The sequence below is a fragment of the Citrobacter sp. Cpo103 genome, from assembly GCF_030332605.1.
GTDB lineage: Bacteria > Pseudomonadota > Gammaproteobacteria > Enterobacterales > Enterobacteriaceae > Citrobacter > Citrobacter portucalensis.
In genome coordinates this window covers 16,882-29,449 of record NZ_JAOWHO010000032.1, presented here as the reverse complement: position 1 = coordinate 29,449, position 12,568 = coordinate 16,882, and the positions used below count along the sequence as shown (strand labels likewise).

11 protein-coding genes are annotated in these 12,568 nt (G+C 53.9%); 5 read left to right on the top strand and 6 right to left on the bottom strand.

What is annotated here, in order from left to right; all coding sequences use genetic code 11:
- Nucleotides 1-46: 46 nt before the first annotated feature.
- From cysG to tsgA, 5 genes are all read right to left on the bottom strand, one after another.
- On the bottom strand, nucleotides 47-1,420 hold the full coding sequence (gene cysG, locus OGX89_RS12875; RefSeq protein WP_126956357.1) for a siroheme synthase CysG: 1,374 nt from the start codon (nucleotides 1,418-1,420) through the stop codon (nucleotides 47-49).
- An 11-nt stretch (nucleotides 1,421-1,431) separates the two neighbouring features.
- On the bottom strand, nucleotides 1,432-2,241 hold the full coding sequence (gene nirC, locus OGX89_RS12870; protein ID WP_008786308.1) for a nitrite transporter NirC: 810 nt from the start codon (nucleotides 2,239-2,241) through the stop codon (nucleotides 1,432-1,434).
- A 199-nt stretch (nucleotides 2,242-2,440) separates the two neighbouring features.
- Nucleotides 2,441-2,767 carry a nitrite reductase small subunit NirD gene (gene nirD / locus OGX89_RS12865; RefSeq protein WP_003023590.1) on the bottom strand — a complete coding sequence of 109 codons (327 nt, stop codon included), beginning with the start codon at nucleotides 2,765-2,767 and terminating at the stop codon, nucleotides 2,441-2,443.
- Nucleotides 2,764-5,307: an NADPH-nitrite reductase large subunit gene (nirB, locus tag OGX89_RS12860; RefSeq protein ID WP_126956355.1), complete on the bottom strand. Its 2,544-nt coding sequence runs from the start codon at nucleotides 5,305-5,307 to the stop codon at nucleotides 2,764-2,766. The genes nirD and nirB overlap by 4 nt, the downstream gene beginning before the upstream one ends.
- A gap of 269 nt (nucleotides 5,308-5,576) precedes the next feature.
- Nucleotides 5,577-6,758 (bottom strand): MFS transporter TsgA, encoded by a 1,182-nt coding sequence (tsgA, locus tag OGX89_RS12855; RefSeq protein ID WP_048215419.1) that lies wholly within the window; start codon nucleotides 6,756-6,758, stop codon nucleotides 5,577-5,579.
- Nucleotides 6,759-7,022: 264 nt separating this feature from the next.
- Here tsgA and ppiA point away from each other — a divergent pair, with 264 nt between their 5' ends.
- From ppiA to argD, 5 genes are all read left to right on the top strand, one after another.
- Nucleotides 7,023-7,595: a peptidylprolyl isomerase A gene (ppiA, locus tag OGX89_RS12850; RefSeq protein WP_003023595.1), complete on the top strand. Its 573-nt coding sequence runs from the start codon at nucleotides 7,023-7,025 to the stop codon at nucleotides 7,593-7,595.
- Between the two features lie 106 nt (nucleotides 7,596-7,701).
- On the top strand, nucleotides 7,702-7,869 hold the full coding sequence (ficA, locus tag OGX89_RS12845; RefSeq protein WP_003827708.1) for a FicA/YhfG family antitoxin: 168 nt from the start codon (nucleotides 7,702-7,704) through the stop codon (nucleotides 7,867-7,869).
- Nucleotides 7,859-8,461 carry a putative adenosine monophosphate-protein transferase Fic gene (locus OGX89_RS12840; protein WP_003827710.1) on the top strand — a complete coding sequence of 201 codons (603 nt, stop codon included), beginning with the start codon at nucleotides 7,859-7,861 and terminating at the stop codon, nucleotides 8,459-8,461. The genes ficA and OGX89_RS12840 overlap by 11 nt, the downstream gene beginning before the upstream one ends.
- Nucleotides 8,462-8,492: 31 nt before the next feature.
- A complete protein-coding gene (pabA, locus tag OGX89_RS12835) occupies nucleotides 8,493-9,056 on the top strand; it encodes an aminodeoxychorismate synthase component 2 (RefSeq protein WP_003827711.1) in 564 nt (187 codons plus the stop codon).
- Between the two features lie 85 nt (nucleotides 9,057-9,141).
- Nucleotides 9,142-10,359 (top strand): bifunctional acetylornithine/succinyldiaminopimelate transaminase, encoded by a 1,218-nt coding sequence (argD, locus tag OGX89_RS12830; protein WP_126956353.1) that lies wholly within the window; start codon nucleotides 9,142-9,144, stop codon nucleotides 10,357-10,359.
- A 70-nt stretch (nucleotides 10,360-10,429) separates the two neighbouring features.
- On the opposite strand, the gene OGX89_RS12825 is transcribed toward argD, so the two are convergent.
- Nucleotides 10,430-12,517 (bottom strand): YccS/YhfK family putative transporter, encoded by a 2,088-nt coding sequence (locus OGX89_RS12825; RefSeq protein WP_008786302.1) that lies wholly within the window; start codon nucleotides 12,515-12,517, stop codon nucleotides 10,430-10,432.
- Nucleotides 12,518-12,568 lie beyond the last annotated feature (51 nt).

Genomic DNA, 12,568 nt, shown 5'->3' with positions numbered 1-12,568 from the left:
GAAAAAAAGATAAATAAATGCCCTGAATGTCAGGGCATGATTTAAATTAATAATTAGAGAACCAGTTTAATTTATCCCGTAACCCTACCACACGACCAACAATAATTAGCGCTGGGCTTTCAACCTGTTGTGCCAACTCTCCTAGCTGAGTCAGCTCTCCATTGACGACACGCTGTTTCACGGAAGTCCCGTTTTCTACAAGCGCGACGGGCATATCGGGCTGCATGCCAAATTCGATCAATTTTTCCTGGATCGTGGCCGCCTGGTTTAGTCCCATGTAGAACACCAGCGTTTGTTTCTCTGCTGCCAGGTTTTCCCAGTCCAACTCACCGCCGGTTTTCAGGTGTCCGGTAACCAGACGTACGCTCTGAGCGTAATCACGATGGGTCAGTGGAATGCCGGAATAGGCAGAACAACCGGAGGCTGCGGTAATACCTGGCACTACAGAGAATGGAATACCAGCATGGCACAGCGTTTCCAGCTCTTCGCCACCGCGGCCAAAGATAAACGGGTCGCCACCTTTCAGTCGTACCACGCGCTTGCCCTGTTGTGCTTCACGCAGCAGAATCTGGTTGATCTCTTCCTGTGGTACGCAGTGATAGCCCGCACGTTTACCGACGAATACCCGGTCTGCGTCGCGGCGTACAAGGTTCATGATATCGTCGGAAACCAGACGGTCATAGACCACGACATCCGCTTGCTGGATCTGCTGTAGCCCTTTCAGCGTCAGCAGGCCAGCATCGCCAGGACCGGCGCCAACCAGCACCACTTCGCCACGGTGATCCAGCGGTTCGCTGAGCATTTGCTCGGTGGTTTCCTCGACGGCTTTCAGGTCATTGTTCGCCAACGACTGCGCCAGGCGGTCATTCACGAACAATTTTTCCCAGAAGCGGCGACGTTCACCCATGCTGGTAAACTGTTTCTTCACACGGGAGCGCAACTTGCCGGCATACTGCGCGACCTGGCCCAGATGCTGAGGCAGTACAGATTCAAGCCTTTCACGCAGCAGACGGGCAAGCACCGGCGATGTTCCGCCGGAGGAGACCGCCACCATCAGCGGCGAGCGGTCGATAATGGAGGGCATGATAAAACTGGCTGCTTTTGGCGCATCGACCACGTTGCAGAAGATACGACGTGATTCTGCTGCGGTGCTGACGCTTTGGTTGACGGCATCGTCATCGGTGGCGGCAATAGCCAACCAGCAGGTGTCGAGCAGGGACTCATCGAACGGTCCCTCCACCAGCGTCAGCATATTTTCATCTGCCCATACTTTGAACTGCGGAATAAACGCCAGCGCATTAACCGTTAAACGGGCGCCAGCTTCCAGCAGTAACCGCGCTTTGCGTTCTGCGACATCACCACCGCCGACGATCAAGCAGTCGCGGTCACGTAGTTGACAAAATATAGGCAAATGATCCACGACATTACCCCTTAATTATTGGCAGCAGCCTCTGGCTGATTGATTTTTGCCGGAGCCGGACGCTCCGATTTTGGCGTAGCATACCAATAACCTAATCCCATGAATACGACACCGGACAAAGTATTACCGAGTGTCACCCACAGCAGGTTATGACCAATTCCTGACAGGGTATAGGCTTCGCTGTGATGGCCGAACCAGGAGAGGGCAAACAGCGTCATGTTGGCAACGGAGTGCTCGTAGCCGGAAGCAATAAACGCCAGCAGACACCACCAGATAGCGAGGAATTTTGCCGCGCCTTCGGTACGGATTGCCATCCAGATTGCCAGACAAACCAACCAGTTACACAGTGCCCCTTTAAAGAACAGCACCATCGCAGGCGCGGTGGTTTTCGCCAGAGCAACAGAATGGACGATGCTGGTATCGACCGGCAGCAGGCTACCGCCGCCCCAGCTGTAAAGCAGAGCGACAAACACGGAACCGACCAGGTTACCCAGCCAGGTTTTTGGCAGGATTGCCCACATCTGGCCGTGACTTATGGTGCCCGCTTTGACGCCGAGCGTCAGGAACATGGTATGTCCGGTGAACAGTTCAGAACCGGCAATAATGACCAGTGTTAAGGCAATACCAAAGGTTGCACCCATCACCAGAGGACGAACGGACGGGTCGAGCAGATTACCGAGGGTGAAAATAAGAATGATGCCGAGACCAACATAGGCTCCCGCCATTGCCGAACTAATCCAGAATCCGAGCGGGTTATTAGCCGACAGGCGTGCGATGCGCGCAGCGTTAGCCGCACACTTATTGATAGTGTCTGTGAACATGTGTTGATTATCCTTTTCTCACTTCATCCTTTGCCCTGCCTCTTTGTTGGCTGCCCTCGCTCACCCCAGTCACATAGTGAACTATGCTCCTGGGGATTTGCTCAGTTGCCGCCGCGATGCAGTACAAATGATTTTGTGATAACAATGAAAATGAAAAAAAATACAAAAAAGGGGAGGCGTTGCGCCTCCCAAAAATTTATTAACCGCGCAGTTGCACCGTGCCGTCTTTCACTCGCGCTTCGTAATGTTTCACGGAGAACTGTTCGTCTTCCATGCACAAACCGTCGCTTAAGCGAAAACGCTGCTTTTTCAGCGGGCTGGCAACCCACAATTCGCCCTGATGTTCAGCAATCAGCCCACGAGAAAGCACGCTGGACTCAAAGAACGGGTCGATGTTGCTGATCGCAAACACCTGGTCGCTGTGATACGGGCGGAAAATCGCAACCTGCTCGTTACCTAACAGGGCGCAGACGCCTGTTGCAGGCAGAATGTCATCGATTTTGCAGATGTTTTTCCACTGGCTCATGCGTTTTCCTCCACCAGAGTCACCGGGATACGCTCATAAGGCGTGGCCGGACGATGTTGTTCACGTTCAGGCACAACCTGGACATTCGGATCGCGTTTTTCGCTGTTGATAAAGTGTTTGAAGCGAACCTGCGCGGATGGGGTGTTAACGGTTTCTGTCCACTCACACACCACTGCTTCACGCAGACGAGCCATCTCTTCTTCCAGGTGCTGGTTCAGGCCCAGCTTGTCGTCGATGATGACGGACTTCAGATACTCGATACCGCCTTCCAGATTGTCTAACCACGGTGCGGTACGGGTCAGTTTGTCAGCGGTACGGATGTAGAACATCATGAAACGGTCAAGGTACTTGAGCAGCGTTTCGCGATCGATATCCGCGGCCAGCAGGTCCGCATGACGAGGTTTCATCCCGCCGTTACCGCAAACGTACAGGTTCCAGCCTTTCTCAGTGGCGATGATACCCACGTCTTTGCCCTGAGCTTCCGCACATTCACGGGTACAGCCGGAGACGCCGAATTTCATTTTGTGCGGGGTACGGATGCCTTTGTAGCGATTTTCCAGCTCCACGCCGAAGCCAACGCTATCGCCGACGCCGTAACGGCACCAGGTGCTGCCTACGCAGGTTTTCGCCATACGCAGCGCTTTGGCATACGCGTGACCGGTTTCAAAACCGGCTTCAATCAGCTGACGCCAGATTTCCGGCAGGTCATCTTTCTGCGCGCCGAACAGACCGATACGCTGAGAACCGGTAATTTTGGTGTACAGGTTAAACTCACGCGCGATACGGCCCACAGCCACCAGGCCTTCAGGGGTAATTTCGCCACCCGCAGAGCGCGGGATCACGGAGTAAGTACCGTCTTTCTGGATGTTCGCCAGGAAGTTGTCGTTGGTGTCCTGCAACGGCGTGTGCTGTGGTTTGAGGATGTACTCATTCCAGCAGGAAGCCAGCAGGGAACCGACGGTCGGTTTACACACTTCGCAGCCGTAGCCTTTCCCGTGTTTTGCCAGCAGCTCTTCGAAGGTTTTGATGCCTTCTACGCGGATGAGATGGAACAGTTCCTGACGTGAGTACGGGAAGTGTTCGCACAGATTGTTGTTAACTTCGATACCCTGTTTCGCCAGTTCGGCGTTCAGGACCTGCGTTACCAGTGGGATACACCCACCGCAACCGGTACCCGCTTTGGTTTCCGCTTTCAGCGCCGCAACGGTATGACAGCCTTTGTTGATAGCGGCAATCAGCATGCCTTTGGTGACATCGAAGCAGGAGCAAATCTGCGCGCTATCCGGCAGTTTATCGACACCGATAGACGGCTTACCGCTGCCCGCGTGTGCTGGCAGAATCAGTGAATCCGGGTTTTCCGGCAGCTCGATGGCGTTCAGCACCAGTTGCAGCAGATTGCCGTAATCGCTGGTATCGCCCACCAGAACCGCGCCGAGCAGGGTTTTGTTATCTTCGCTAACGATGAGGCGTTTGTAGACTTCTTTGCTTTCGTCGAGATAGACATAGCTACGTGCGCCCGGCGTGCGCGCATGCGCGTCGCCAATACCGCCGACGTCAACGCCGAGCAGCTTCAGCTTGGCGCTCAGGTCCGCGCCTTCAAAGGCGTTTTCGGTCTCGAGAATATGGTCAACGGCAACCTGCGCCATTTTGTAGCCCGGAGCGACCAGACCATACACGCGGTTGTTCCAGCTGGCGCATTCGCCGATAGCATAGATGTCCGGGTCAGAGGTCTGGCAGGTGTCGTTAATGACGATACCGCCGCGAGGGGCGACGTCCAGGCCGCACTGGGTGGCCAGTTTGTCGCGTGGACGAATACCGGTAGAGAAGACGATGAAATCAACTTCCAGTTCGCTGCCGTCGGCAAAACGCATGGTTTTGCGCGCTTCGGTGCCTTCCTGAACGATCTCTTTGGTGTTTTTGCTGGTGTGCACACGCACGCCCATGCTTTCAATTTTGCGACGTAACTGCTCGCCACCCATATGATCCAGCTGTTCAGCCATCAGCACTGGGGCGAATTCAATCACGTGGGTTTCAACGCCGAGGCTTTTCAGCGCACCGGCGGCTTCCAGGCCCAGCAGACCACCGCCGACCACGGCACCGCGTTTGCTGCGGCGTGCGCAAGACTCAATGGCGTTGAGGTCTTCGATGGTGCGGTAAACGAAGCAGTCCTGGGTTTCCGAACCTTTAATCGGTGGGATCCACGGGTAAGAGCCCGTCGCCATGATCAGCTTATCGTAGTAAACCGTACGACCTGCGCTGGAGTGGATCACCTTCTCCTGGCGGTTAATGGTAATTGCGCGCTCGCCCACTAACACCTTAACGCCGTGCTTCTCGTAGAATCCTTCACGCACCAGAGAAAGCTCTTCAGCGGTGTGGTGGGAGAAGTAGGAAGACAGGTGTACGCGGTCGTACGCTTTGCGGGGTTCTTCACAGAAGACGGTAATATCAAAATTGGCAGCGTCGGATTTATCAAGAAGATCCTCAATAAAGCGATGGCCGACCATACCATTACCGATAATAGCGAGTCTGACTTTGCTCATTTTTGCCTCGATTTCTTTTCTATTACTGCCTACCTTAACGATTCAGCAACCGCGCTTATTGATGCAAATCAAATTCGCCCTTATATACTCCTTAAGAGGTATATAACTGATTTGTCAGCATTTTTATAAGTGACGGAATTATTTGGGTTTTCGTGTTTGTATAAATAGCGTACAAATTAAGGGGTTTTTGTAAGAATTGGCCTACATGACCAGTGAAAGAAGAGAGGAGAAAATATGCCGGATGATGTGGATACCATCCGGCAGTGAGATTAATGCGCTGCTGGGGCGTTATGCTGGCGATGACGCGTGACGAATCCAAGAATAAAGCACATCACGAATACAACCGCATACAAGCCGTTAGCCGTTTGCAATGCCGCCTGCGGGCCGCTGTGTGCCACGATAGGGCCGGTGACGACGAAAGTGAGCATAGTGCCGATGGTGCCGCAGGTCAGAACGAAGTTAACCAGTTTGGGTGAGGCGACCTTCGTCTGCTGGGAGCCAAGGGTAATGATGGTGGTATAAATCGCGCTGGAGAAGAAGCCCAGCGTCATAATAAACCACGGCATATGCTCTGGCGTACCGGTGATAAACAGATACATCAGGACGGTAGCCAGACCCGCCAGTACGGTCAGGATGCGCTGCAAATCGAAGAAACGCAGAATAAAGCTAAATGCCCACATGCCAACCATGTAAGACATCCAGAAGTCGCTGACCAGTTTACCCGCATCGTTCAGGCTCATGCCCAGACTTTTGGCGTACTCCGGGACCCAGGAGATAAAACCCAACTGACCGAGGATGTAGCACAGTGCAGCGATCGCCAGAAACAGCACGCCAATCCCCCATTTTTCTTTTACTACCGGCGCGTCTGACTGCTGAGCGTGTTTACCCAGTGCCGGGAATTCACAACCGAAGGTCAGCAGGAAAATGGCGACGTATACGAGGCCGATGCAGGCATAGACCCAATACCATTCGATGCTGCGCGCTAACAGGAACGCGGCAACCATCGGGAAAATCATGCCGGCCATGCTGAAGAAAGAGTCAGTAAACAGCAGGCGGGAACCGCGCTGGCGACCTTCGTACATTTGAGTTACCAGGAACGTACCAATCGACATGGTAATACCGCTCACCAGACCCAATACAAACATGGCGGCGGAGAACAAGGCCAGGCTATGGCTGAACATCAGTCCGGCAACGGCCAGTACCATCAGAATAAAGCCGAAGCGCAACTGGGTTTTCAGTGGCACGATTTCCATTAACCATGCATTCAGAAAGATAGAGATCAGAATGCCGGCATTCAGGAAGGTGAAGGTGTTACTCATGCTGGAAACGGGCAAATGGAAGTAATCTGCGATGTTTCCCATCACCATCCCGGTGACAATTACCAACGCACCTGTCAGGGCGTAGGAGAGAAAGCTAATCCATGTGAGCTTGATGCGATTGCTGTTAGTCATGACTGGCCTGTATAGAAGTGTAAGGCGCATTGACTGCGCCGTGAGCGGGCAGATTTTAGGCGCTTTAGTGACGCATTTAAATATTTATTGGTAATAACTTGGTACGTTACATTTTTCTATGTGATCTTGATCACATTGATACTTGCAGCCATGAGGTTACATTTGTTTCAGGTACGTAAAATTAAGTAAAGGGATGGCCTTGTCCTTGAAGGCTCTTTAGAATCAATTCACTTGCTTCATTTCTGCTCTTGTTAAGGAATTCTCATGCTCAAATCGACTCTGGCGGCTGTTGCAGCTGTTCTCGCTCTTTCTGCTCTCTCTCCCGCAGCACTGGCAGCAAAAGGTGACCCGCATGTTCTGCTGACAACCTCTGCCGGTAACATTGAGCTGGAGCTGAACAGTCAGAAAGCCCCGGTTTCAGTGCAAAACTTTGTCGATTATGTCAACAGTGGTTTCTATAACAACACCACGTTCCACCGTGTGATCCCAGGCTTCATGGTGCAGGGCGGCGGTTTTACCGAGCAGATGCAGCAGAAGAAACCTAATCCGCCAATCAAGAATGAAGCCGATAACGGACTGCGTAACACTCGCGGCACGATTGCTATGGCGCGTACAGCGGATAAAGACAGCGCGACCAGCCAGTTCTTTATCAACATTGCAGATAACGCTTTTCTCGATCACGGCCAGCGCGACTTTGGCTACGCTGTTTTTGGTAAAGTTGTGAAAGGTATGGATGTCGCGGATAAGATCTCTCAGGTACAGACCCATGATGTCGGTCCATACCAGAATGTCCCGTCAAAACCGATTGTTATCCTTTCTGCTAAAGTCCTGCCGTAATCGTATCTTGCGCGGGTAGTTCTTGCCCGCGTTCACCCCTCTCTCTGCGTAACCCGAAATTGCTGCTTATACTTGTGGCAAGTGTCGGCTCATTCAGGGAGGTCACGTGAAAAAACTCACCGATAAACAAAAGTCCAGGCTGTGGGAACAACGGCGAAACGCCAATTTCCAGGCCAGCCGACGGCTGGAAGGCGTAGATATTCCGCGGGTTACTCTGAGTGCTGAAGACGCTCTGGCGCGTCTTGAAGAGCTGAGGAGGCACTATGAGCGATAAATTCGGTGATGGTCGCGACCCGTATTTATATCCGGGCCTGAATGTCATGCGTAACCGTCTGGGGATTCATCAGGCGCAGCGTTTAGCGCAGGCGGCTTATGAACTGACAGCGCTGCGTGCGGCGACTATCGAATTGGGGCCGCTTAAACGGGGCTTACCGCACCTGTGCGCCATTCATCGCCAGCTGTATCGGGATATTTTTGACTGGGCGGGACTCCTGCGCGAAGTCGATATTTACCAGGGCGATACTCGCTTTTGCCATTTCGCCTATATCGAGAAAGAGGGCAATGCGCTGATGCAGGACCTGGAAGATGAGTCCTGGCTGGTGGGATTGCCGGAAGACAAGTTTGTCGATCGTCTTGCGCACTATTATTGCGAAATCAATGTGCTGCATCCGTTTCGCATTGGCAGTGGCCTGGCGCAGCGTATTTTCTTCGAACAGTTAGCGATTCATGCCGGGTATATGCTGAGCTGGGATGGCATTCCGGTTGAAGAGTGGAATCAGGCTAATCAGAGCGGGGCGATGGGTGACCTGTCTGCATTGCGGGCGATATTTCGTAAAGTGGTAAGCGAAGCCCCGGAAACTGAGTAGAATAGCGCGGTTCTTATGTACCGGAGCCGCCATGATCCTGCTTATTGATAACTATGATTCTTTTACCTGGAACCTGTACCAATACTTCTGCGAACTGGGCGCTGATGTCCTTGTCCGGCGCAACGACGATCTGACGCTGGCGCAAATCGACGCGCTGAACCCGCAAAAAATCGTGATTTCCCCAGGGCCATGCACGCCGGATGACGCCGGTATCTCACTGGACGTTATTCGTCATTTCGCCGGTAAGCTTCCCTTGTTGGGTGTTTGTCTTGGTCACCAGGCGATGGCGCAGGCCTTTGGCGCGAACGTAGTTCGGGCGGCTAAAGTGATGCACGGTAAAACCTCGCCGATTACCCATACCGGGCAGGGTGTTTTTCAGGGACTCGCTAACCCATTAACGGTGACGCGCTACCACTCTCTGGTGGTTGCCCCTGAGACGCTTCCCGAGTGCTTTGAGGTAACAGCCTGGAGTGAAACGCAGGAGATAATGGGCATTCGTCACCGCGAGTGGGATATGGAAGGGGTACAGTTTCACCCGGAGAGTATTCTCAGCGAACAGGGGCATCAGCTACTGGCTAATTTCCTCAATCGCTGATTTGTAGTTGCTATTCAGTGATTTTTTATTCATATTTTGTGATTATAATTTCACTGGCGTTTCTGCTTAACAGGGTGGTAATGACATGGCAACTGAACAAACTGCAATTACGCGCGCGACATTCGATGAAGTGATTCTGCCGATTTATGCACCGGCTGAGTTTATCCCGGTAAAAGGAAAAGGGAGTCGAGTGTGGGATCAACAGGGCAAAGAGTATGTTGATTTCGCGGGCGGCATTGCAGTGACCGCGTTAGGGCATTGCCATCCGGCATTGGTTGAGGCGTTAAAAACTCAGGGCGAAACCCTGTGGCATACCAGCAACGTTTTTACCAACGAACCGGCGTTGCGCTTAGGCCGTAAAATTATTGATGCGACCTTTGCCGAGCGCGTGCTGTTCATGAACTCCGGTACTGAAGCCAACGAAACCGCCTTTAAGCTGGCGCGCCACTATGCCTGCGTGCGTCATAGCCCGTTCAAAACCAAAATCATTGCCTTCCATAATGCGTTTCACGGCCGTTCGCTGTTTACCGTATCCGTTGGCGGGCAGCCGAAATACTCCGACGGCTTTGGACCAAAGCCGGCGGATATCATCCATGTCCCGTTTAACGATCTGCATGCGGTCAAAGCGGTGATGGACGATCACACCTGCGCGGTGGTGGTTGAGCCTATTCAGGGAGAGGGCGGCGTCACTGCGGCAACGCCGGAATTCCTGCAAGGTTTGCGTGAACTTTGTGACCAGCACCAGGCGCTGTTGGTATTTGATGAAGTGCAGAGCGGGATGGGGCGTACCGGCGATTTGTTTGCCTATATGCACTACGGCGTGACGCCGGATATCCTCACCAGCGCGAAGGCGCTCGGTGGCGGCTTCCCGGTGAGCGCGGTGTTGACCACTCAAGAGATTGCCTCCGCGTTCCACGTGGGCTCGCACGGCTCCACTTACGGCGGTAACCCGCTGGCCTGTGCGGTAGCGGGGGCAGCGTTTGATATCATCAACACGCCGGACGTGCTGGGAGGCATTCAGGCCCGGCGTCAGGCGTTTGTCCAGCATTTGCGCAAGATTGATCAACAGTTCGACATTTTCAGCGATATTCGCGGGATGGGGCTGCTGATTGGCGCCGAGCTGAAGCCGCAGTTTAAAGGCCGGGCGCGCGATTTTCTCTATGCCGCCGCGCACGAAGGCGTGATGGTACTGAACGCCGGGCCGGACGTGATGCGTTTCGCGCCGTCGCTGGTGGTGGAGCAGGCGGATATCGATGAAGGGATGCAGCGCTTCGCGCAGGCGGTAGCGAAAGTGGTGGGCTGATTGCCGGATGGCGTACAGGGTAAGCTGTGATTCGACTGCCGGATAAGCGTAGCGCATCCGGCAGTCGAGCTTAACCCTTCATATCCCGCAACCGGCGGCTCAGCCAGATCCCGTGGTGCGGTCGCTGACGCCATGCTACCGACGAAATAGTATGCATGGTGTTCAGATGCCCAAGAACCCGCTGCAGATGCTGCTCAAGGGTGCTTAACGGACCATGGGACAGCATCTCTGGCGCTTCGAGAATATTCACATCTCCCGAGCTTCCCGGCCCATCATATTCCAGCCGTTGCTGACAGCGCTGGAGCGCAATTTCACAGGACTCCAGATACCGCTGCGCCAAATCCGGCGTCAGCATCGTATGTTCCCTTGCCAGCGTGGTCATCGCGTTGATGTGTTCGACGATGAACTGGCTGTGCGTGACCCACAGTTTCATGTCTGCGAGGTAGTGCGAGTTAAATCCTGGCTCCTGCATTGCCTGGTTCAGCGAGTTGAACAGCGTGTTTTGCGTCTGGTTGACGCGCATGCGCTGATACGCCAGCGGCGTGGCCTGTGGATCGTTGCTGAGGATCAGACGAATGGCCTCCTGGTCGGCTTCTAACGCATCGTGGGCGTTCTTACGCAGCAGACCGCTCTGCCACTGTGGCCACAGCCAGAGCGTGCCGCCAAAGGCGATTAAGCAGCCAATGACCGTATCGACAAACCGCGGCACGATAAACTCTTCCCCGTTCAGCGTCAGCAGTTGCAGGGTGTATACCGCCGTTACCGTAAAACCGACGGTAGCCCAGCCGTAGTTTTTACGGATGATCAGATAGCTCACCAGGGTGATCAGCAGCATGGCCGCCAGCGTGAAACCTTCGGGAATATGAAAGTGCAACGTGACGCCGGCAATAACCAGTCCAACGAGCGTACCTACGGAACGGTGTAAGATGCGCACCCGGGTCGCCCCGTAGCCATTTTGCGTAACAAACAGGACTGTCATCAAAATCCAGTAAGGCTTTGGCAGGTGTAAGGCGCTGCCCATCAGGCTGGCGATACTCAACATAACGCTGATGCGTCCGGCATTGCGCAGCGCTGGGGATTTCAACGACAGGTAGTTTTTCAGGGCAGGGATCAGCGGCAACCGGCGCTGCTTGTCAGCCATTAAGTCACGGGCATACAGCGGACGCTGGGTCCGTAGCACGCGGGCAATACGGCTGAAGTGCCAGTAGCAAAATTGCCCCACCGGATTGTCCGGATGCTGCCTGGCGATTTTCTCCAGCGTGCCAATCTGCTTTTCCATCGAGAAACGGGTCGGCAAGCGGTGATACAAAATATCATCGGCCAGTACCCGAAGGCGTTCGGCGACGGTTCGCGCGTTCCAGCGAATTACCTGCTCCGCGTGGCTACGCTCAACCAGTTTTTGCACTTCTTCTGGCTGGTGGAGGCTAACGGAAATATGCTCCTGTAAATCCAGCGCCTCCTGAAAGGCTCGCAGCAGTCGTTTGTATTCGTTGTTGTGATGTGCCGACAGCATATGCATTTGCTGATAGCACTGGGTAATCAGATCCACTGCCTTTTGTTGGCGAACCAGCAGGGGAGGCAGCGCTTTTTCTGGGTCGGCATGCTGGGTCAGCATGCTGTACTTGGCTTCACAGTAATCGGCTAATTCACGGTACAGCAAGCTGAGCGATTCGCGGAGCGGTTGCTCGCGCCACATCCAGAACCAGAACCAGTTGAACAGGCCGTACCATAACGTGCCCAGCGCGTAGATCAGCAGTGGCTCCCAGACGGGCATATTCCCGGCCAGGCTGAGCGTGAAAATCGCCGCGATAAGCGAGGCTGGCAGTAATCGCGCATGCAAAGGGCTTAGCTCGGCGGTTACGCCAAGAATCAGCGTCAGGCCGGTGAGGATCAATGGTAACGGTATAGTTTGCGCAAGCAGTAACTGCATGATCAAACTGCACCCGGCAAACAGCGATGCACCAATGACTAAGCGTTTGAAAAAGCGCTTGTGCGGAGTATCAAGACCGGCAATGTTGCAGCAGGCAGGGACGAGGGAAAAGAGAAGCCCCAAATGAAGCTGACCGATGATCAGACCAACAGCCACAGGTAAACATAGCACCAGCGTTTGTCGTAGTGCGTAGTTGATCTCTGGGTGGTATATCAGTCTTCGCCACATCGGAGTAAACAAAAGTGGCGCATTACTGGGTAACGCGCCACTTCGATGGGG

Bases quoted from the DNA above. Each gene is read 5' to 3' on its own strand.
- nirC (WP_008786308.1), bottom strand. From the start codon at position 2,241: ATGTTCACAGACACTATCAATAAGTGTGCGGCTAACGCTGCGCGCATC.
- nirD (WP_003023590.1), bottom strand. From the start codon at position 2,767: ATGAGCCAGTGGAAAAACATCTGCAAAATCGATGACATTCTGCCTGCA.
- nirB (WP_126956355.1), bottom strand. From the start codon at position 5,307: ATGAGCAAAGTCAGACTCGCTATTATCGGTAATGGTATGGTCGGCCAT.
- tsgA (WP_048215419.1), bottom strand. From the start codon at position 6,758: ATGACTAACAGCAATCGCATCAAGCTCACATGGATTAGCTTTCTCTCC.
- ppiA (WP_003023595.1), top strand. From the start codon at position 7,023: ATGCTCAAATCGACTCTGGCGGCTGTTGCAGCTGTTCTCGCTCTTTCT.
- OGX89_RS12840 (WP_003827710.1), top strand. From the start codon at position 7,859: ATGAGCGATAAATTCGGTGATGGTCGCGACCCGTATTTATATCCGGGC.
- pabA (WP_003827711.1), top strand. From the start codon at position 8,493: ATGATCCTGCTTATTGATAACTATGATTCTTTTACCTGGAACCTGTAC.
- argD (WP_126956353.1), top strand. From the start codon at position 9,142: ATGGCAACTGAACAAACTGCAATTACGCGCGCGACATTCGATGAAGTG.
- OGX89_RS12825 (WP_008786302.1), bottom strand. From the start codon at position 12,517: ATGTGGCGAAGACTGATATACCACCCAGAGATCAACTACGCACTACGA.